The organism is Paenibacillus sp. JNUCC32, from assembly GCF_014863545.1.
Taxonomy (GTDB): Bacteria; Bacillota; Bacilli; order Paenibacillales; family Paenibacillaceae; genus Paenibacillus_AQ; species Paenibacillus_AQ lautus_A.
This window is the reverse complement of sequence record NZ_CP062260.1, coordinates 5,996,247-6,018,004: the sequence shown is the minus strand read 5'-3', so window position 1 is coordinate 6,018,004 and position 21,758 is coordinate 5,996,247. Positions and strand designations below refer to the sequence as shown.

Here is a 21,758-nt window from a genome sequence, read left to right as displayed (position 1 = left end):
TTTATGGTATGCTGTTCATGGAACAAGATTTGATCGGGCTTTACTTTACCCTATCCCTATTAAGGAGGCGCAACAAGCGTGAACATTCCGCCGCTGATACTACCAGAAGACCAACCCGTCCTGCTGCTTGACCGGACCGATAATTTAGCGCACCAGGACGTGCTGTATCATTTTGCGCTGGACGAGCTTTTATGCAGGCTGACCGGAGAGGGCGGGCCCGCCATCTGCCATCTGTGGCGGCATCCGCGCGCCTTTGTCATGGGCGTGCGCGACAGCCGCCTGCCCGAGGCGCTGCAAGGGGAGGCCCACCTTCGTTACCTCGGCTATGACACCGCCGTCCGCCATTCGGGCGGTGCCGCGGTACCCTTGGACGCGGGCGTGGTGAACCTCTCCCTCATCCTTCCGTTTTCCTCCGCCGGACCGGCGCCTGATTTCCATCAGGACTTTGAAATTATGGTGGAGCTGATCCGGGAAGCCCTCCGCGGCACGGGCCGAAACGTCGATACCGGCGAAATCGCCGGCGCCTTCTGCCCCGGTACGTTTGATCTCAGCATCGGCGGCCTCAAATTTTGCGGCATTGCCCAGCGGCGGCAGCGGAAAGCCTTCATTATCCAGGCTTTTATCATTGCCGAAGGTTCGGGCAGCGAACGCGCCCGGCTGGTCCGTTCCTTCTATGATATCGCAGCTGAGGGAGCCGACCCCAAGCATTATCCTCTAGTAGAAGCTGACAGCACCGCGAGCCTCGAGGAACTGACCAACATCGGCATCGGCTTCGACGCGGTGCGTCAATTCACCGCAGCCGTTAAAGGGGTCATTCGAGGATGGCAGGCAGGCAAGGATTTGGCCGAAGCGGCTTCCAGGTTTACGATGCCTGGGGCCGAGGATATCCGCATTATGGCTGATCAGATGCGTCAGCGGTATAAACGCCCCCCCATTTGAGGCAAACCAATAAAGCGGATTTAGCTTCGATCCCGCAACCATGAAGGAGGTGCTCCTCTGGACGATACAGAGAATCGGTGCGCTTGCTGCGGCAGGACCGGAGTGGAAACCACCGTTCACCATCTGACTCCCCGGGAGTATGGCGGCGCTCGCCTTCCCACCGCCCTGTTGTGCATTCCATGCCACAAGCAAATCCATCATCTCTATACCAATAAACAGCTCGTCGATCAAGGCTTAACGACCTTGGCGGCACTGCAACAGGATCCGGCCATGCAGTCCTTCATCCGCTGGATCCGCAAGACTCCTCCCGGCACCATCCCCAAATCCCGCAAGTCCAAAAATGTTCGGGGGCGGCGATAGCCCCCCTAGATTACTTTATTTTTACATTTCCACCATTCACCGATGATATTCCCATAACATTTCCCCTATAAACTTGTCCTGATGGCAATTTATACATTAGGGGTGGATAAGCTTGAATAAAACGATGGACCGCAAAACGTTTCTGTCTTATCTGGGTACGGGCGCAACCGCATTGGCAGCCGCTTCGGCAGGCTTAGGCGTATTGGAAGGAAAGGCCTCCGCCATGTCCGGAACCGCAAATCATCTGTTCGGATTCAAAACGAATCGGGTCAGCGGCTACTTCGAGCCAATCGAACCAACCAAAGCAGACCAGCTCGTCCTGCCTAAAAATTTTAAATATGATGTCATTGCGGCATTCGACGACGTAATCAATCCGGCTGGCGAAAAATTCGGCTCCGGCTGCGATTACAACGCATTTTTCCCGCTCAAGGGCTCCAATGTCCGCGGCCTCCTGGTCAACAATCATGAGTATTCCACCATCTTCTCGATCGGACCTGTGAAGGACGGGAAAATGACGGCGGATCAAATCCATAAAAACCTGTATTACCAAGGCATGTCGGTCATTGAGGTATACCGCGACGAAAAGGGCGTATGGAAAATGGACACCACCTCCACCCATGCCCGCCGCATCAACGGCTTCAGCAAATTCGATATCACCGGCCCGGCTAAGGGCATCCCTGCCCTGAAAGGCGCCACGACGGCGACCGGCACGTTTGCCAACTGCTCCGGCGGCGTAACGCTGTGGAACACGGTTTTGTCCTGCGAAGAGAATTTCGAAGACACGGCGGCAGTCTCGAACCTGCCGGATACGCACTACGGCTGGGTCGTCGAGGTAGACCCGTTCGATAAATCCTTCTTGAAAAAGCACACCGCCCTCGGCAGATTCAATCATGAAAACACCGCCATGGGCCTTGCCGCAGACGGCCGGGTCGTTGTCTATATGGGCGACGACAAGAAGGATGCCTGCGTCTATAAATTCATCAGCAAGCACAAATACGATAAGAGCAAAGGGCGCGCCAACTCTGCGCTTCTGGAAGACGGAACCCTGTACGTTGCCAACCTGAAATCGGGTAAGTGGCAGCCGGTCACCCTTGAAGCCGTAGCCAAGGCCACTGCAGAAGATAAAGAGCTCCAGGCCAAATTCAAGTCCCAAGGGGACGTTGTGACTTACTGTCAGGAAGCTGCGCGTCTTGTCGGCGGAACGCCGACGGACCGTCCGGAAGACATCGAGATCTCGCCGTTCGATAACACCGTGTTTGTCTGCCATACGAACAACGACAATCACGGCAACATCCACGGTCATATCACGCGTATCTTTGAAGCAGGCAACGATCTGGCCGCCATGGAGTTCGACTTTGAGATCTTTGCTGCCGGCGGACGTCAATCCGGCTTCAGCTCGCCGGACAACCTGGCGTTCGACTCGAACGGCGACCTGTGGGTCGTGACGGACATCTCCAGCAGCAGCCAGAACAAAGGCGTTCATAAATCCTTTATGAACAACGGACTGTTCGTGATCCCAACGAGCGGGCCGGAACAAGGAGTAGCGCTGCAATTCGCTTCCGGGCCGGTAGAGTCCGAGCTGACAGGCCCTTTCTTCACTCCTGACGAGCAGACGCTCTTCCTGTCCGTTCAACACCCGGGCGAAAATACGGAAGACCTCAGCAACCCAACCAGTACATGGCCTCACCGCTCCGGCGAAAAGATGGCGCGCTGCGCGGTCGTGGCGATTAGCGGCTTCAAACTGGAATAATACCAATCGAAAGGAGCGAGGATCATGCCGTTTGGCAACATTGGAATCGGTGGTTTAATTCTTATTTTGATTATCGCACTCATCATATTCGGTCCCTCCAAGCTTCCCGAGCTCGGTCGCGCTTTCGGGCGAACCTTAAGCGAATTTAAGGGCGCAACCCGCGGCTTGATGAACGGAGACGACGAGAATGCGAAAAAAGACGATGCTCCGCAGACTGCTGCAGCGGTCAATAAGCAGCACAGCTAATCCGAACGACCAAAGCGCGATCGAGCACCTGGAGGAAATGCGGAAGCGCCTGATCCGCACGCTGATTGCGTTTCTGGTCGCGATGGTGGCCGCCTTCATCTACGTCGAGAAGATCTATCACTGGCTGGTACGCGGGATGGACGAGCAGCTCGTTCTGCTCGGTCCCTCCGAAGTGATGTGGGTGTATATGATCATTGCGGGCGTGGTGGCCGTCACCGTCACGCTTCCCATTGCCGCTTACCAAATATGGCGGTTCGTGCAGCCGGCGCTGCCGGACGGAACCCACCGCTCCGCCATGCTGCTCATTCCCGTCATCAGCGTGTTATTCATTACCGGCATCTGCTTCGGATACTTCGTGCTGTTCCCGATGGTGCTGCAGTTCATGCAGCGCATGGCCGAAGGGGCCTTCCAAACGATGTATACCGCGCAAAAATACTTTACGTTCATGATTCATATGACCGTACCGTTCGGATTTCTGTTCGAAATGCCCGCCATCGTCGTTTTTCTGACGAAGCTCGGCATAGTGAATCCGCACCGGCTGGCCAAGATGCGCAAATCAGCCTACTTCCTGCTCTGCATCGTGGCCGTGACCATTACGCCGCCGGATATCATGTCCGATCTGATCGTGATTGTCCCGCTGTTCCTGCTGTACGAAATCAGCGTTTCGATCTCCAGATTCATCTATCGCAAGCAGCTGCAGCTCGCTCAAGCGGAGGGCAGCGCAACCTAATTCCACGTCCGTTTCCCCCGAAGTTGGACGGAACCTTCAAGAACCCGTGACCAGACAGCCTAAGCAAGCAGGTTGTCGTGAACACGGGTTCTATTTTGTGTAAGATTATATTACATTATTTTTTATCGAAATCTCATAAAATGATTGACACTTTCAAAAAAAACCATTAACTTTACTAATTATCAAAGAATCCAACACCAATTTGTCATTAAAACGTTATGAATCAGGAGGTGAAATGTTCTAAATCACTTAGAGATTGTCATATTTATGTTATAAATACTTACATTATTGCAGTTCAGTTCCTTGATAGTCTCTAAGATCGCATGGGAGATGCGAAAAAACGACGAATGGGGGAAATGATGAATGATGAAAAAACAAACCAAGATATTCAAACGCGTGTTGTCCATGGCACTCCTGCTTGGGTTGGCCATGAACAGCATAACCGCTGCGGCAGCTGAACGGTTTCCCTATGAGGAAATTACATTGAAGGAGCTTGAGAAGGGTTACGCGGAAGGAACGTTCAAAACCGAAGAGGTTGTGAAGGCCTACCTCGACCGGATCGGCATCTATGAATCCAATTACAATGCGTTCACCATGATGAATGCGGGCGCGCTTCAGGAAGCCCGCGAGGTTGACCGGCGCCGAGCGGCCGGCGAGAAGCTCGGCCCCCTTGCAGGTGTCCCGATTGTCATCAAGGAAGCCGTCGACGTCGCCGGCTTCCCGTCCACCTTCGGCTGGGCCCCGCTCAGCAAAGAGCTCGGCGGAATCGAGCTGATCCCGGAGAAGGACGCCCCCGTCGTTGCCCGCTTGAAGGCGGCCGGCGCCATTATACTGGGCAAGACCAATATCCCGGCATTCAGCTCCGACGGTACGCGCGCCAGCTCCAGCTGGGCCGGCGACACCTATAACGCCATCGACCGGAAGCTGGTCCCGGGCGCCAGCAGCTCCGGCACGGCGATGTCCATATCGGGCAACTTTGCCGTGCTCGGCATTGCCGAAGAAACCGGCGGATCGATCCAGAATCCGGCGGCGGCCCAAGCGCTGGTCGGCATCAAACCAACCTTCGGATTGGTGCCGAATGCCGGGGTCGTGCCTCTCGCCGGAAGCACCAGAGACGTTGTCGGCCCGCATGCCCGCACGGTTCACGACGCCGCCGTCATGCTGGACGTCATCGCAGGCTACACGGCCGAGGATGCCAAGACCGTTGCATCGATCGGCAACATTCCCAAGAAAGGCTACACCTCCAAGCTGAATCCGTTGGCCCTCAAGAACAAACGCATCGGTCTCTATGGCCCGGGGTGGCTTGGCGAAGAGCTGACGGCGGAGACCCAGAAACTATATGACCGGGCCGTGAAGGAACTGGAGAGCCAGGGAGCCATCGTGGTTACCGATCCGTTCGCCGATACGGAATTCGCCGAATTCGCCAAATCGGCAGGCTCCATCGGCATTGAATCGATCGTGTACGATATGGAGCAGTATCTGAAGCGCCTGGGTCCGAATGCCGCCATTCAGTCGGTGGATGAACTGATCGAGAAGACGGGCGAGACCCCATCGGCGCTCGCCAGGTACCCGGAAGCCTTGAAAATTCCCGGCTCCGTCCCTGATCTCTCAACATTCACGGAAATCCGAACGAAGTATCTCCATATTTTTAACGACGTGCTGGATCAACACAAGCTGGATGCACTCGTCTTCCCTCAGATGTATAAGGAAACGCCGCTGCTTCACAGCGAGGACAAAATCGCCGACACTACCGTTCCCGAGATCAACATCGCGGGCGTTCCTCTCGTCACGGTGCCGGCCGGATATTATAAGAGCGGTTCTCCGTTCTCCATCGCCTTTGTCGGCAAAATGTGGAGCGAAGCCGACTTGCTCGGCATGGCCTACGACTACGAGCAGGCAACGAAGCATCGCGTCGCTCCAACGCTTGTCGCCAAGCCTTAATACCTGCCTGATCAGCCTAGTCCAAATCAACCGGAGCCGCAGCGGCTCCGGTTTTTTCAAGCAGCGTATGCAATGATATGACATGCGCTTCCATAGAAGCCCGGCGAACGGCCTATAAGCACCCATTACCTTCGTTATTTACATCGCGATTTTGAAATTTTGCATGTTTCCAATTAATTTTAATCATGATCCATTGATTTATTAGTCAAGTTCTCCTAGTATTTTCATTAGGAACATCCGGCGGCTAATCGTGAAAGCTACAGCCTTGCCCTTATTTATGATAGCGCTATCAGACAATAGAAAAGATCAAACGTCTATCGACGCACCTTCGCAGATGATAGACTTATGCCCAGAGGAGATTTTCTTGCGATTATCGAATGGTTCAGCTTTGCTGTAAACTTATCATTCCATAATCTTAAAATACCGGGAGGTTGCAGATATGAAATGGAATCACTTCAAGTCCAAGCTTCTGCTTAAATACACACTGTCCTACATATCCATTTTCCTGATACCTCTTGTTATATTAACCATCATCATTTACCACAATGCCGTGGATACGCTCCGTTCCGAGATCGAGCAGACCAACGTCAATCAGCTGACCCAGGCCAAAACCGTCATCGACGAGCGCATGAAGGAACTGCAGGACATCGCGTTTCGAATTGCCTACGACGAGCAGCTGACCCGCTATTGGACCCACCATCCGTACTACAGCCGGGAATCCATCGGGGCCTTGGTCAAATACAAAGCGACCAGTTCCATCATCGATGAACTGTTCCTCTTCTTCCGCGGAGATAACAGCATTTACTCGTCCCAAGGCTTTGAGAACCTGAACGTTTTTACCGACCGCTACAAATTCAACAGCTGGAACGAAACGGAGATGGTCCGGGATTTAAACTCCGTCCAGATCCCGACCATGCGTCCGGCGGAACAAGTCGTGCAAGGGACCAAAACCCAGAATTCCATGCTGGCATACCTTGTGCCGATCGCACCCAACAATACGCCGGCTCACGGCACCGTCATGTATTTCATCCACGAATCGAATCTGACGGGATTGATCGACTCCATCCTCAGCGATTATCATGGGATGACTTATATTTTCGATAATTACGGACAAGTGCTGGCCGCCAATTACAAAGGCGAGACCATTACCGAGCAGGAGGTCAACGCGCTGTTCTCGCTTGAGCCGGGAACGCACAGCCTTTCGTTGAACCAAGAGCCCCATTCGGTTGTATCCGTCAAATCGGACACGGGCTGGACTTATGTCACCGCGATGCCAAGCAACCAATTTTTCGGCCGTATCGTGCATATTCGCACTTTTATCGTTCTGGTATTCTCCTTCGTGGTGATGATGGGCACCATTCTGGCGATCATGCTGGCCCGCCGGCAATACCATCCGATTTCGGATTTGATGGAGTTCATTCGCTTGAAGAATGATCCCGAACCGTCCACCCCCAGCAACGAGCTGGAATGGATCAAAAAGACGCTGCATGATTACAGCCAGCGCGTCGACCTTCAAGAGCCCTATGCCCGAAATCATATACTGCTCATGCTGCTGAAGCACGGCCATACCGGGGAATTCCCCGCCGAGTATACGGAGAAGCTAGGCATCCGCTTCAGCCGATCCCACTATTTTGTCGTGACCATGGGCTGGGAGTCGCATGCCCTTCCCATCGGCGACAATCCGGAACGGCGGCCTGTCATGCAGCTGATGAACGATGTGGAGCTGACCGCTTTTTCCGCCTATGCTTATGGCGTGGAGCTGCCGCAGCCCGATCAGCTGGCCCTCATCGTCGGATTCGATGCGGAAACCGGCCATGAAGCGAGCCTTAACGCTCGCATGGAGCCCATCGCCCTGGCGCTGCAATCGATCGCGGCCGAGCACACGGGCGTCTCTCCCGCGATCGGGGTAGGCAACCGCTACAGCTATCCGGAACAGCTGAATCAGTCCTTCATCGAGGCAACGACCGCGCTGGAAGCATCCATGCTGCATGGACAGGGGAGCAGCACCTTCTTTAACGCTCTTTCGGGCTCCGGTGCGCAGGATTCCTCCTTCTGGGTCCCTAAGGATGTGCTGCTGAAACTGGTACAAAGCTTGAAGCAGGGCAGCTACGACGTGGCGGTTCAGATGGTATCCACCGCATTGAATAACCTGAAGGCGGAAATGCCGTCCGTACCGCTCCTGCGCTGCATATGCTTTGATATCCTGAACACGATGCTGAAGACGGCTTCGGAGCTGGGCATCCATCATGTGGTTAATCAGCTGCCGCGCGTTACTTCCTATGACTCGCTGGAGGATTTGGAGAAGAAGCTGGCAGGCCTTGCCGCCGAAATCTGCGCCCATGTCGAGGCGAAGAGCGAGACGGAAGAAAGCTCCCTGATGGACGAAATCGTCGCCTACATCGATGCCAATTTCACGGATTATGACCTGAGTCTCGGCACGATTTCGTCCAAGTTCTCCATCTCCTCGTCGTATTTCAGCCGCTCCTTCAAAGAGAAGATCGGCATGAACTTTACGCAGTACATCTGGCAGAAGCGGATGGACGAGGTCATCCGGCAGCTGCTCCACACATCCGACCCGTTAAAGGATATCATTACGCGGGTCGGTTACCTGGATACACCGAACTTCATCCGGAAATTCAAGAAAGAGACGGGTTACACGCCGGGCCAATACCGCAAAATGCACAGTCCCAACGCCGCCGATTCCACGGACGATGACGACGAGGAGTGCATCGGGTAACGGTTTCGCCGGATAAATGAAAACCTCCCTTGGGCCCTAGGGTCCAAGGGAGGTTTTCGTATGTTTTAAGGCGTTATCAGCCAGCCGTCGCGCCGCGCCGGCATCTTCTATTTCCCGGCCGGGATGCTCTGAAGTCCTTGATGCATGGCCGTCAGCAGGCGACGGGTCGGGTCGCATCCGTATTCCCAGAACATGATCCCGGCCAAGCCTTGCTCCTTCACGTATTGGCATTTGCACCGAATCGATTCCTCATCGTCATAAGAAATCAGGCCGGAGCCGTTAAACAGATACGGCGCACAAGCCTCCTCATCCCAATAACGGATGTAGCCGTTCTTGTTGATGTACTCGGCAGCCAGCTCCGCGAAAGCCGGACCATAACCGCCAGTGCTGCCGGCCATTTGGTGAAGGCCGTTGTTCCGGTCCGGCACTTCATTCCATACGCGCGAATAAAATGCGGCACCGATGACGATCTTCTCCTTCGGGACGCCGGCTTGGACGAACAGGCTCACGGAAGCATCCGTGCTGATTCGGAACAGATCGCCGGTGGGCGTGTACAGATTCGTATGATGTCCGGTCAGGATCTGAAACCCGCCGCGCATGTCATAGGTCATCAACTGGACAAAATCCAGATACTTCTGCACCTCCGCCATCTCCGTGCCGTCTACATAGTACTGGTCGGCCCCCGCAGCTATCGTAAGCAGGTAGTGACGCCCGTCTTGCGAGCCCTTGGCATCAAGAGCCTCCCGGATCGTCTTGAGCAGAAGGGTAAAATTCCGTTTATCGTCCGGACTTGACGCTATGCCGGCCTCCCCGTAGCAAGGATATTCCCAGTCCAGATCGATCCCGTCAAAAGGGTATTCCTCCAGCACCCGTATGGCGGATGCGGCCATGCGGCCCCTTCCCCCTTCAGTTGAGGCAGCTTCCGAGAAACCGCCCGCACTCCAGCCGCCAACGGACAGCAGCACCGTAAGACCGGGGTGATCCCGTTTGATGTTCCGGACAACCTCGCCATTCTTCAGATGCTCGGTCGTGATCTCATCGTTCTTGACATGGCCGAAGGCCACGTTCAGATGCGTCAATTTCGTCAAATCCTCATGCGTCATGTCGGGAAGAGCCGAATCGACGGCGTATCCCGCCGCAATGTACTTCGTCATTACACTTCACTCCGATCCATTCTAGGGTTGTGATATCGCGGCTGCAATTTGCAGCGCTTCTTTCCCGGTGCCGATCTTGTATCCCGAAGCCGCATAACGGATCTGGTCCTGGCCGTCCAGGACGAACAAATGAGGGTAACCGGCTTCATGCGCGGCAGGATCCGGGATGAAGCCCGATAAGGAAGCATAACCGGAATCCCGCACGAATACCGTGCGCGCCGGCAGCTTGGGATAGCCGGCCGGATCAAAGGAAGCCGTCCATTCCGCATCTCCGATTGCCAGCACAATCGGCAATCCCAGCTTGTCGAGCGGCTCAGCCAGCTCGCTCAGCTCGCGAAGCAGATGCTTGGTCGGCTCCCGCTCCGGTTCGATCCAGGCAGCGATGGCTCCCTCTGATCCCAACAGCCCCTTCAGAACGGCCCCGGCTCCATCCAGCCGGGTCAAAACGCCGCCCGTCTCGAGCTTGCCCAGCACGGGAATGTCGACCGCCGTTTCCCGATACGTCAGCGCTACCGCTACGGTATCATCCGCTCGCACGGTAAAGTACGTGAAGCGCACGCTTACCGTTCCGTCCTTCAGCCGGACGCCCGAAGTCAAGCGGTAAGAACCCGGCTCCACCTCATACGGACCATCGTAAACATCGGTCATGCCATAAGGGTATACCAGCGTCTTGTACACGCCATCTTCCAAGCGGGCGAAGGTAAAATTCTCGGCATAGGATGCGGCTGGCACGTCCTTCGAAACCTCCGTATCCCTGAGGAGCTGCAGCATCCCCCAGCTCGATCCCTCCTGGTTCCGATGGGAAGCCAGACGGAATACGGCATCTTCCCAACCGCCATCACCTAGGTACTGCGGCTTCTGCTCGCTCGGATGCAGCCGGGCAGGAATTCCCAGACTGCGGCATACCGCCACGAACAGGATATCCAGCGACTGCTGGTCTCCCTTCATCAGGCTGTACGTGCCGGCCGGATTCCCCTTGCCCTTCAAGTTGGGAAGATCTTCATGATACGCATAGCCTTGATCCAAATGACCGGCAAGCTTCGATGGATTTTCCCTAAACGCTTCTGCCTCCACGGCCGTAAAGGCATGGTTGAATACGCGTCGATACGGAACCAGCATTTCATAAGAGACCCGCGGGCACAGGATGTACTTCACGAAAGTATCCTCATCCCACGATCCGCGCCGGGAGACCGCGCCCATCAGATGATCATCCAGCGTTTGCCGGAAGGTATCAATCAAATCCTTTTCGTTCAGCGACTCCAGCAGCCGCAGCGGCCACTCGCCATATTCGCCCGATCGCTCCTCCAGGAAAGCGGCGATTTCGCGGCTGTTACCCCTGGCCTTTTGCAGAACGTCCCACACCCGTTCGGGTGGAAGCCCTAGCGTCTTGGCCACCGCGAATGCCTTTTCCTCGCTCAGGAATGTCCCCTCGTAGTCGGTCCGGATCTTTGACCCTTCCTCCAGACGGCGATTATGAGCCCGGATCATCTCTTCCGGCAGCGCCGACGCGGCATCTCCTTCTCCTTCGGGCGGAGGAACCATATCGAAATCCACGATTCCTGCCGGCTGTTCGGATGAAGCAAGCACAAGCTCAATACGTTCGTTATCGTGGGCCTTATATAAGATTTCGCTCCACTTGCCTTCGCTGACCGCTCGAATCAAGAGATCGCCATAACCCGTCTTAAAGGAGGCCACTCCCCGTTCATCCGTCCTGATCTCGGCAATGGGATAAAATTCGGCCATATTGTACAGCTCAAACCGGACGCTTGCACCGGATACGGGCTCTCCCCGCTCGTTCCTCACGATCACGTCAAGGGTGCGAGCCGGCGCATAGTTCTCCAGCAAATTGATTTCCGTAAATCCCTTCTCATTCAGGGTAATATCCTCCGGCCCCGGGTAATCGGCAAAAATTCGCGTATTGATCAGCATGGCCCTGCGCGCCGGCGGACTGAACCACCCTTGGTTCAACCGGGCTTCCGGTTCGCATGCCCCGATGTAATACCACTGGCCGTCCGCCCATGCTTCCACCCAGGCATGATTGCTGTCGCAATGGGCCCAGCGCGGCGTATACACCTGACGCGCGGGAATGCCGATGCTTCGCAGCGCGGCCACCGCCAGCGTAGACTCCTCGCCGCAGCGTCCGCGCGCATTCCGGATCATCGTCAGCGGCGAAATCGTCCGCAGATCGCTGCCGATGTAGGTGGCCTTCTCATGACACCAGTAGTTGGTCTCCAGAATGGCGTCTGCCATCGATAACCGCGCGGTCCGTTCGGCCAGCTCGTTGTAAAGGATACCGCGGAAATCCTCAATATTTTCCGTATTGACCCGATATGGAAGCACAAAATGCAGGAACAGATGATCCGGCACACGCTCGCCCCAAGGCACGCGCTTACGGATGTCCAAGGCTTGGCGCACATGGCTTAAGAACAATGCACCATCGTAGTCGGCCAAGTCGTTCACCGGCATGTAAGCAAACAAATATTTCAAGGCCCAAGTCTCTTCTTCCGTCAGTTCCTGCTCAAATACGTGAAACAGCTGATCCTTGCGGGCCTCCGCAAAAACGATTTTCTCCTGAAACTTCTGCTCGATCCGCTCCAGCGTTTGCGAATCCAGCGAGAACACCATGGTTTGGCTGGTCATCCTCCGCTCACTCCCTCCATAGCTTTCCGTCTTCCCGAATGCAGATCAGAGCCGTGCCGTCGGAAGAAGGCGCGCTCATCTGGAACAGGCTGCGGGTCGTTTCAATCACGGGTTGGATGCTCCACGAATCCTCGCCCATGAGCTCTTTCATTTCCCGCGCAAATTCACCGTGGGCTTCATAGTGATTACGCTGCCGGTAATAGAGCCTGCGCAGCTCCCATTTGATCCGCTCGTCTTCCGGAAGCGTGAACGCTTGATGCCCCTCCTCGCCGTCGGCGAATACGACATAACCCCACAGCTCCGGGTAATGCATATTGATGATGCCCATGGGCGACCATACCCAGTTGTCCTCCGGGAAAGGCTTGCCCGTCTCCGGATTCATCACCTTGCGATACTCCCCGTCTTGCACTTCGGTCTGCCATTCGACGCGCGAGAAGTTGACGCGCCAGAACTCGCCCGGCAACGGCGGGCGGCCGTCTTCGGCGCATTCCTTCAGACTGGACCAAGGAATCGCGACCTCCACGCTCCATTTCCGGTTATCGGCGCCAGGCCGATTCAACTCCCCATCGATAAACACCGCTGTCTTGAGACCGCTGATATCCCAGCCGTTAACCGGCGGCCCGCCATCCCGGTACGGTTTCACCAGCAGCAGGTCCCATACCGTATTCAGTGCATTGATCTCGAATTCGTAATATTGATGGCTGTCCCCGTCCGGATCAATGAATATTTCAAAGTCATTATCATAGAAAATAACCGAATCGCGTTCCGTCAAGGTCGCCCAAATCTGATCCTCGATCAGCTCGGCGGCAAAATAAAAATAGTCGTCATCCCACAGCATTTTAACCCGGGTCCGTTTGGCCGGCTTCGGGCGAAGATCCCCTTCGATATCAACGAAATCGTCGGTCCATTCCGCCGCATCCCAGAATGCCTTATCCACACGGCCGTCCAGCACGAGCGGCTGTCCCGCACGCCTGCATATGTAATGCTTGGGAGCATACTCAATCCTCGGCTCCGGCACTCCACTTCTGTTCATGTCATTCTCCCCGCTTCGTGAGGGAGGCTAAGCGCCTATCAAGCGTTTATCTCCCCGTGATATGGTTAGTTATGGGTGACGACGGCTCCCGAGCCGCCGTACATCTCCAGCTCTTCATCAAACTCCAGCTTAAGGACCGTCACCTGCTCATGCGTATCTTCCGGCGTCATTTTGATCCACGTCGTCCCCGGAATGTTGAACCAAGGCACGCCTCCATGGATTTCATGTTCAAGCTCTTTGCCCGAATGCAGCACGGTAATTTTCTTGATCGGATTGCACAGTCCCTTGATGCACACATTCTCCTTCGGGTCGTCATAGACAAATAAATACAATGTCTTTCGATCCTCGGAGATCGTGCTTCCTCCCAGATAATAGCGGGTCATAATGCCTTCGCCCGTTCCGAATACGGCCTCCTCATGAGTTCGGATCCAAGCTCCCAGCCCAAGCAGAATGTCCTCCTGCCTTGGATCGATGGTGCCGTCCTCGCGGGGACCGATATCCAAGAGCATATTGCCGCCCATGGAGATGCAGTCGCAGAACATCCGAATGATCTGGTTTAATGATTTGTATTTATGGTCTGTCGGCACGTAGCCCCATGAGGTGTTGATCGTGGTGCAGAATTCCCACGGTCCCTCCGGTCTCGTGATCGGAATGCCCTGTTCCGGCGTTTTATAATCGCCGTGGCCCTGAAGCCGCGAGTTGATGATGATATCCGGATTGAAGGATTGCAGATAATGCTTGAACTCCGGCAGATTCCACTGCTCGGCGCTGCGTTCCCAATCGCCGTCGAACCACAGCAGATCCACCTTCCCGTAATTCGTCAGGATTTCCCGCAGTTGATTGTTGTTGAACTCCAGGAATTTCTGCCACTTCTCCTGATCCTGAACGCCGTCCACGGGACTGGTGTGCGGGTTGACGCCGCTGAGATCCTCCGGCACCCTGCCTCCTTCGAACACGCTCGGATAATCCGGATGCGACCAGTCGATCAGGGAGAAATACATGCCCAGGTGAATCCCCTTCTCCCTGATCGCTTCCGCATACTCCCGCACGATGTCCCGATTGGCCGGAGTCCGCTTGACCACGTTGAGATCGCTGTACTGCGTATCCCACAGGGCGACGCCGTCATGGTGCTTCGTTGTCAGCACGGCATAACGGGCGCCGGATTTCTCGATCAAGTCCGCCCATTTCTCCGCATTGAATTTCGATGCCGTAAAACCGTCCAGCTGCTTCATGTACTCGTCGTACGTGATCCTCCCGTTATAGAAGGACCAGGATTCCGAGACCCCGTCCACGGCATAGATGCCGTAGTGAATGAAGATCCCCAGCTTGGCTTCTTCGAACCATTTCTGCATATCTGTCCACACCTCTTCTTGAAGTCGTTATACGTGAGAGAAATCGTTTATGCAGTCCGCCTCTTACCGAAACCGCAATACATGCGCGATCGGCGCCGTTCCCTGACGCTCCTGATCCGGAAGACGGACCGCGACACCATCGTCCGTGCGGCGATAATCCAGTGCCTCCTGACCCCCGACCAGATCAACGCGGCCGAACGCCGTCTGAATCGGAATGAACAGCTCCTCAGGGACGGCTTCTTGCTCATTACGATACAGATAAATGGCATAGGTCGTATCGTCTTTTTGGGTAAACTGGACCGCGCCGGAGGAATACGGCTCGCAGACACGCGTTCCATAGATGGCCTCTCCGTAGACCTTCAGCCACGCGCCCATGCCCTTCATTCTTGAAATGGCCGTCTCGGACAGTCTTCCGTCCGGCTGCGGGCCTATGTTCAGCGCGAGATTGCCGCCTTTGGCCACGATCTCGACCAGCAGATGGATGAGCTGACGAACCGATTTGTAACGATCTTCGTAACGGAAAGAGAAGGAGGTTCCCATCGTGATGCAGCTTTCCCAAGGCACGTGAAGAGCACGTTCAGGGAGGGTCTGCTCCGGCGTGATCAGATTCTCGTAAGGCCCGCCGACCGTCCGGTCCGCCGAGAGGAGCCAAGGCTGGATTTTGCGCGCTTTCTCCACCGCTTCGCCCAATCGGATATTCTGGTCCCGGTAATCGTTCACCCAGCCTGCATCGAGCCACAGCACATCAATACGGCCGTAACGGGTCATCAGTTCCATGATCTGCTCATGGGTAAACTGAACGAACTGTTCCCACAGCCACGGATATTTCTTCGGATCGTAGCTGGGTCCGCGAGACGTAAAGCTCCCCGCTTCCATTCCCGGCGCCCAGTAGTACGGCGTATGCCAATCGGCCTTGGAGAAATAGGCGGAAATGCCGAGCCCCTTGGCACGGAAGGCATCAAACAGCTCCTTCGTAATATCGGCGTATTTATGCGTATGGAACGGACAGTCCGGCCCCGTGACGCGGTAGTCGGTCGTATGCGTATCCCACATGCAGAACCCGTCATGATGCTTGGTCGTAAAATTCAAATATTTGAAGCCGTTCTCCGCTGCCAGGTCAGCCCACAGATCAGGCTGAAACCGAAGCGGGTTGAACGTCTTGTTCAGATCGAAATACTGCCGCTTAAGCTCCTCCGCATCGATATCCCAATCAATGCCGTCGCGCGACCAGTCCGCGTCCTTATCGCTCAGCGCCCATGATTCGACCAGGCCCAGCTGGGAATACGGCCCCCAATGCATCATCAGGCCCAGCTTCTGGTCCTTGAACCATTCCAGGCGCTCCAGGAGCAGCGGATCCTCCGGTTTGACCCACTTGTCCTCGCTGCTGAAATTATGTACGCCCTGCTCCACTACCGCTTGCTCTTCCTCTACCAGCTTGTTCTCCGACATGGTGTACCTCCATATTTCATTTGTGATAACGGTACTAGGAAGACCGTTTGTATAGCCTTGCCTGCCCTTTAAAAACAATAGCCAACCCCCGGTCAAGAATCGACCGGGATACGTTGGCCCTTTGTTGTTCAACTATGCATCTGATTATTGCTCGGCATTCCAGCGGTCGTATGCGCCTTGATACAGCTCGACGAGACGGTCGCTGCCCATTTTCTTGACTTGTGCAACATATTTATCCCAGTTTTCAAGCGGCTCTTGGCCTGTCACGAATTTGGCTTCCATCTGTTTCACGTACGTTTCCAAATCGGACAACAGTGCGGTAGCTTCGCTTTGCTCTTCATTCGTCAAGTAGACGTTAGGGAACGGCGATTTACCGATCGGCACAAGCTTTTCTTGGTTCTGCTGGTCGATCCACTCATCGAATTCGGTGCGAAGACCTTTCGCAACATCCGGATCATTGACGCCAGGCGTCAGAATGCCGTAGTTCGGCGTGATTTTGCCGCGATACTCCTCACGATCGCCGCCGCCCGGCACTGGGAGCCATTCTTTCACGCGGTTAGCTTCATCCTTGAATTTCCACAGGGTGCCTTCCGGTCCTTGGTTAAACAGCGTAGCGCCTTCATAGCTGTACAGGTAATCGATCCAGCGCATGGTCGCTTCCGGAGCCGGGTTGCTGCTCGAAATGGCGAATGTGCCTCTTGCCGACATGCCAGGATGCATGCCGTATACCGGAGAGTCGGCGATTTCACTCTTCACCGGCGTCATGAGCGGATGCTCGCTGCTAGGCTCGCCGCCGAGCGTGAAGTACGCATGGTAGTCGTTAAACAGAGCCAGCTGATTGTTTTCTCCCTTGGCTTTTTTCTGATCGCCTGTTTGCGAGAAGGTCTCATGATCCAGCAGTTCTTCCTTCCACAGACGGTTCATGAACGTCAGATAGCCTTTGTAGCCTTCTTCCTGATAAGGGTAGTGTACTTTCCCATCCTTGTCGGAATAGATGCCTTCGTTGTACATGCCCCAGAAGCCGAAGAAGTACATACGCAGGTCATCCAGCTTGACGGAAGTCAGCGGAATCTCGTCTTTCTTTCCGTTTCCGTTAGGATCTTCTTCCTTGACGCGTTTCAAGAATGTATATAATTCCTCAGTAGTCTTAGGTTCGGACACGTTTAGCGCTTTTAGGAACTTGCCGTTGTACCACATCGGGCCTCTGTACCATACGGCAGCCTTGTCAACGAACGGCAGGGCGTAAATATGTCCGTCCGGGGTTGTGAAAGATTTGCGGACATCCGGGTTCTCGTCAAAAATCTTTTTGATGTTCGGTGCATAACCCTCGTCAATGTACTTCTCCAGCGGAATGAGGATGCCCTGGCTGCCGTAAGTTACCTGCTCAGCCGGCTTCAGATCCGCCGCATAGAACATATCGGGCAAATCGCCGCTCGCAAACACCAGATTTTTCTTTGTTTCAAAGCTGTCAATCGGAGAAAGCTGATATTCCAGCTTGATGCCTGACAATTTCTCCATCTCTTGTAGTACGGGCATCGTATTCCAATCGGCTACACCGGCATCCTGTGACATGACCGTCAGCGTGATCGGCTCATCCACAATCGGGAAACCTTCCTTCTTTACCCCTTCCGTGCTGGCTGTCCCGGACGGTGCTGTAGCAGCGCCATCTCCTTTAGGTGAACCACAGGCTGCAAGCATGGTTGCTGAGAGGGTGAGGCAGAGTAAAATAGATGATGCCTTGCGAAGCTTTTTCATGACAACAACTCCCCTTTTTTGGTGTGGATTGTATGGTTTAAGATCAGCCCTTAACGGAACCAATCATAACACCCTGCACAAAATAACGTTGAAGGAACGGGTAAACAGCAATAACCGGAAGTGTCGCAACGATAATGACCGCATATTTGACCAGTGCGGCAATTTCCGCTTTGGAATTCATCGCTGCAGCGGATGAGGCGTCAATCGCCCCGCCGCCCTGAGCCGCCATCTCCTGAAGCACCAGGATTTGACGCAGGAAGAGCTGCAGCGGATACTTCGCCGCATCGTTCAGATAAATCATGGCGCTGAAGTAACTGTTCCAATGTCCGACGCCGTAGAAAAGCGCCATGACGGCAATAATCGGCATCGAGAGCGGCAATACGATTTTGACGAATAACCGGAAGTTCGTACAGCCGTCGATATGGGCCGCTTCCTGAAGCTCCTTCGGAATGGTCGATTGGAAGAACGTCCGGGACACAATGATGTTCCATATGGACGCAGCTCCCGGCAGTATAAGAGCCCACATGCTGTTGACCATGCCAAGATCTTTCACGAGCAGGTAACTCGGAATCAGTCCCCCGCCGAAAAACATCGTAACCAGGAACACCGCCATAAAGAATCCTCTACCCACAAAATCTGAGCGACTGAGCGCATAGGCTGCAGGCAGCGTGACAATCAAATTCACGATCGTACCTATCACTGTATAAATAATCGTGTTCTTATAGCCAATCCAAATGTTGGCATTCTCAAACACCCTGGCATATCCATCAAAAGTTATCCCTTTCGGAATCAACCACATTTCACCTGAGCTTACGTACTTCGGATCACTGATAGAAGCGCTGACAATGTACAGCAGCGGGTACAGTACGATGATCAGTGCAATCGTCAAATAGATGTAGTTGCATAGCAGGAATAATTTATCCCCCTTGCTTTCCCTTACCGTGGATGGCATATGTTATTCCCCCTTCTACCACAGGCTGTTTTCGCTGGTGCGGCGTGCAATTTGGTTCACCGCGATCAGCAGTATCGCATTAATTACCGAGTTGAACAATCCGACGGCCGTGGAGAAGCTGTACTGGGCATCGACCAGACCGGACCGGTAGACGAAGGTCGAGATGACATCGGATGAACTCATGTTCAGCGGGTTTTGCAGCAGCAGGATTTTCTCGAATCCAACCCCTAAAATGCTGCCCATATTCAGAATCAGCAGGATCGTGATCGTAGGTACGATCGCCGGAATATTGATGTGCAGAATGCGCTTGAATCGGCTGGCACCATCCACGACGGCTGCCTCGTGCAGCTGCGGATCGACGCCCGACAATGCGGCCAGATAGATGATGGTGCCCCACCCCGCACTCTGCCACACGCCGGACAGCACGTACACGGTCTTAAACCAGGCAGGGTCCGTCAAGAATTGCGGCGGCTGGAAACCGAGCATTTCCACAAAATTAACGATCATGCCCGACGAAGGGGACAAGAAGGTAATGATCATGCCGGACATAACGACAACCGATATAAAATGCGGCGCATACGTGACGGTCTGTACCGTACGCTTGAAGAATGAATCCTTCACTTCATTGAAGGCCAATGCCAGGATGATGGGAAGCGGAAAGCCGATCGCCAGCTCATACAAGCTGATGCTCAAGGTATTCCAGAGCAAGTCCCAGAAGTAATAAGAGTTAAAGAAGCGTTCGAAATGGTCGAATCCGACCCACGGGCTTCCCGTTATTCCCAACGTCGGGATGAAGTTTTTGAAGGCAATTTGGATCCCGTACATCGGGCCATAATGGAAAATGACAAAATACAGAAATGCCGGAGCGATAAACAAATACAGCTCCCAGTTTCGAATCATCCTCCTCCATAATGTATTTTTCTTACGATTCGGCATCGTGTTCACCGATAAGCTTTGCGTCAGGGCGGATTGACCATCTTGCTGCATAGGTTGCCCCCTCCTTTTCTAATGAAAATCCGGCCATTTTTTTTCGGAAAAGCACCCCTGTTCAATGTAAAAGAAAGAGCCTTCCTGACCACACATCCTTAGCGTGCGGCTTTGCCCGCTTCAGAATTGTTAACGCTTACATCCCAAGTGTATGGATCGCGGCATCATCCGTAAATATGTCATTTTCAATTGTCCGGTTATAACAGCGCCATCCATTGGTATGACGGGCTTTTCACGTCCTTCCCTGTCTTGTATTGTCATTTTTCGGGCAGGAAAACATGTGGTTTTTGACCCCTTACCCTACGGTAAATTGTCATCCTCGCTAACGGGATGATCCTTGACAGATGTCATATCTGACCGTAAGTTGGAAAAATAAACCGTAAAAGCAAAACTGACATATTCTAAAAGAAACGAGGTATTATGCATGCAGCCATCATCCTGGATTTTAGCCGGCTACGCAGGGCGCAAAGTCTTATCCGAGATCACGGCCGAAGATGCCCGGCGGCTCACTCACTTGAACATCGCTTTTGCCCATATCCAAGAAGACAAGATTACGTATACCGACACGAACACCATTCACGAGATCCAACGCTTGAAAGCCGTCAATCCCGAATTAACCATACTGTTGTCCGTTGGCGGCTGGGGCTCCGACGGATTCTCGAGAGCGGCAGCCACGTCGGAAGGTAGACAAAGCGTGTGCGAATCGGCGATCAAGCTGCTGCTAGAGTTTCCCTTCGACGGCATTGACCTGGACTGGGAGTATCCATGCTACTCGATCGCCGGAACGGCGGCATCGCCAAACGACAAGGAAAACTTTACGCTGATGCTGAAGGAGCTCCGGGAAACGCTGGATCAGTACGGGCGGGGCGAGACACACTACCTGTTGACCATCGCGGCCGGAGCCGATCAATATTATATCGACGGCACCGAAATCAATGACATCCACCCCTATCTCGACTTCATTCAGCTGATGACGTACGACATGCGCGGCGGATTCCAGACGCTGACGGGCCACCACACCAACCTGTACACCTCCACCGGCGATCTGTTCCGAATCAGCGTCGATGCATCCGTCCGTCTGTTTACCCAAGCCGGTGTGCCGCGCGAAAAAATCGTGATCGGGGCCGCATTCTATTCCAGGAAGTGGAATGATGTGCCGAACGTGAACAACGGATACCTCCAGGTCGCTCCCTCCTCCGGAGGTTACGGCCCGACCTATACCCAGCTCGCTGCCGAGTATTTTAGCAATCCTTCCTATAAGCGGTACTGGGACGACGAAGCCAAAGCGCCTTATTTATTCGACGGCAGCAGCTTCATCACTTACGACGACGCCGAATCCCTGACCCATAAATGCAAATACATACAGGAGCAGGGGCTGGCCGGCATCATGTTCTGGGAATACAGCTGCGATGCTACGCACAGCCTGGTGGATGCCTTGTACAAAGCATTGCGCTCTTAGCGGGGCTGAGCTAGCACGAGCTGCAGCAGATTCACTCCCTTCATCATGTCTTAGAAAAGCTGATGATAGACGAGCTACACGTTATTTTATATAACATGCAGTTGACTTCATCTTCTTGCGCTGCAATGACTTGGCTTCATTCTATGGGTTCCTTCCGGATCCCGTAAATATGTCGTTTTTATCTATAACTATAGAGCACGAAAACCCTTATTCATACTGGGAAATTCATACTGCATATGTTGAATTTGCACCTCACATAAGCATGCCGCCACAC

The 21,758-nt window shown here is 54.2% G+C and carries 16 protein-coding genes; 8 read left to right on the top strand and 8 right to left on the bottom strand.

Going from position 1 to position 21,758, the window contains the following annotated elements; all coding sequences use genetic code 11:
* Positions 1–78 precede the first annotated feature (78 nt).
* From JNUCC32_RS26595 to JNUCC32_RS26565, 7 genes are all read left to right on the top strand, one after another.
* On the top strand, positions 79–939 hold the full coding sequence (locus JNUCC32_RS26595) for a lipoate--protein ligase family protein (RefSeq protein ID WP_192570326.1): 861 nt from the start codon (positions 79–81) through the stop codon (positions 937–939).
* 102 nt (positions 940–1,041) lie between these two features.
* Positions 1,042–1,299, top strand: a complete 258-nt coding sequence (locus JNUCC32_RS26590; RefSeq protein ID WP_277747277.1) for an HNH endonuclease — start codon at positions 1,042–1,044, stop codon at positions 1,297–1,299.
* Positions 1,300–1,423: 124 nt separating this feature from the next.
* Complete coding sequence (locus tag JNUCC32_RS26585; protein WP_192572732.1) at positions 1,424–3,049, top strand: PhoX family protein; 1,626 nt, start codon at positions 1,424–1,426, stop codon at positions 3,047–3,049.
* A 24-nt stretch (positions 3,050–3,073) separates the two neighbouring features.
* Positions 3,074–3,295, top strand: a complete 222-nt coding sequence (locus JNUCC32_RS26580; RefSeq protein WP_192570325.1) for a twin-arginine translocase TatA/TatE family subunit — start codon at positions 3,074–3,076, stop codon at positions 3,293–3,295.
* Entirely contained in the window at positions 3,252–4,025 is a 774-nt protein-coding gene (gene tatC, locus JNUCC32_RS26575; protein ID WP_192572731.1) for a twin-arginine translocase subunit TatC, read from the top strand. The genes JNUCC32_RS26580 and tatC overlap by 44 nt, the downstream gene beginning before the upstream one ends.
* Positions 4,026–4,388: 363 nt before the next feature.
* Positions 4,389–5,966, top strand: coding sequence for an amidase (locus JNUCC32_RS26570; RefSeq protein WP_192570324.1), 1,578 nt, complete (start codon positions 4,389–4,391; stop codon positions 5,964–5,966).
* 439 nt (positions 5,967–6,405) lie between these two features.
* Positions 6,406–8,703, top strand: coding sequence for a helix-turn-helix domain-containing protein (locus JNUCC32_RS26565; RefSeq protein WP_090909785.1), 2,298 nt, complete (start codon positions 6,406–6,408; stop codon positions 8,701–8,703).
* 107 nt (positions 8,704–8,810) lie between these two features.
* Here JNUCC32_RS26565 and JNUCC32_RS26560 read toward each other — a convergent pair whose 3' ends face one another.
* From JNUCC32_RS26560 to JNUCC32_RS26525, 8 genes are all read right to left on the bottom strand, one after another.
* Positions 8,811–9,857 (bottom strand): glycoside hydrolase family 18 protein, encoded by a 1,047-nt coding sequence (locus JNUCC32_RS26560; RefSeq protein WP_192570323.1) that lies wholly within the window; start codon positions 9,855–9,857, stop codon positions 8,811–8,813.
* 21 nt (positions 9,858–9,878) lie between these two features.
* Positions 9,879–12,497 (bottom strand): transglutaminase domain-containing protein, encoded by a 2,619-nt coding sequence (locus tag JNUCC32_RS26555; protein ID WP_192570322.1) that lies wholly within the window; start codon positions 12,495–12,497, stop codon positions 9,879–9,881.
* A 7-nt stretch (positions 12,498–12,504) separates the two neighbouring features.
* Positions 12,505–13,530 (bottom strand): carbohydrate-binding family 9-like protein, encoded by a 1,026-nt coding sequence (locus tag JNUCC32_RS26550; RefSeq protein WP_192570321.1) that lies wholly within the window; start codon positions 13,528–13,530, stop codon positions 12,505–12,507.
* 65 nt (positions 13,531–13,595) lie between these two features.
* Positions 13,596–14,882 (bottom strand): alpha-L-fucosidase, encoded by a 1,287-nt coding sequence (locus tag JNUCC32_RS26545; protein WP_015737869.1) that lies wholly within the window; start codon positions 14,880–14,882, stop codon positions 13,596–13,598.
* Between the two features lie 63 nt (positions 14,883–14,945).
* Complete coding sequence (locus tag JNUCC32_RS26540) at positions 14,946–16,331, bottom strand: alpha-L-fucosidase (RefSeq protein WP_096775762.1); 1,386 nt, start codon at positions 16,329–16,331, stop codon at positions 14,946–14,948.
* Positions 16,332–16,475: 144 nt separating this feature from the next.
* On the bottom strand, positions 16,476–18,086 hold the full coding sequence (locus JNUCC32_RS26535) for an extracellular solute-binding protein (RefSeq protein WP_015737871.1): 1,611 nt from the start codon (positions 18,084–18,086) through the stop codon (positions 16,476–16,478).
* A 43-nt stretch (positions 18,087–18,129) separates the two neighbouring features.
* Positions 18,130–19,038 (bottom strand): carbohydrate ABC transporter permease, encoded by a 909-nt coding sequence (locus JNUCC32_RS26530; protein WP_096775761.1) that lies wholly within the window; start codon positions 19,036–19,038, stop codon positions 18,130–18,132.
* A gap of 15 nt (positions 19,039–19,053) precedes the next feature.
* A complete protein-coding gene (locus JNUCC32_RS26525; RefSeq protein ID WP_071218755.1) occupies positions 19,054–20,025 on the bottom strand; it encodes an ABC transporter permease in 972 nt (323 codons plus the stop codon).
* Between the two features lie 424 nt (positions 20,026–20,449).
* On the opposite strand from JNUCC32_RS26525, the gene JNUCC32_RS26520 reads away from it, so the two are divergent.
* Positions 20,450–21,484 (top strand): glycoside hydrolase family 18 protein, encoded by a 1,035-nt coding sequence (locus JNUCC32_RS26520; protein ID WP_192570320.1) that lies wholly within the window; start codon positions 20,450–20,452, stop codon positions 21,482–21,484.
* Positions 21,485–21,758 lie beyond the last annotated feature (274 nt).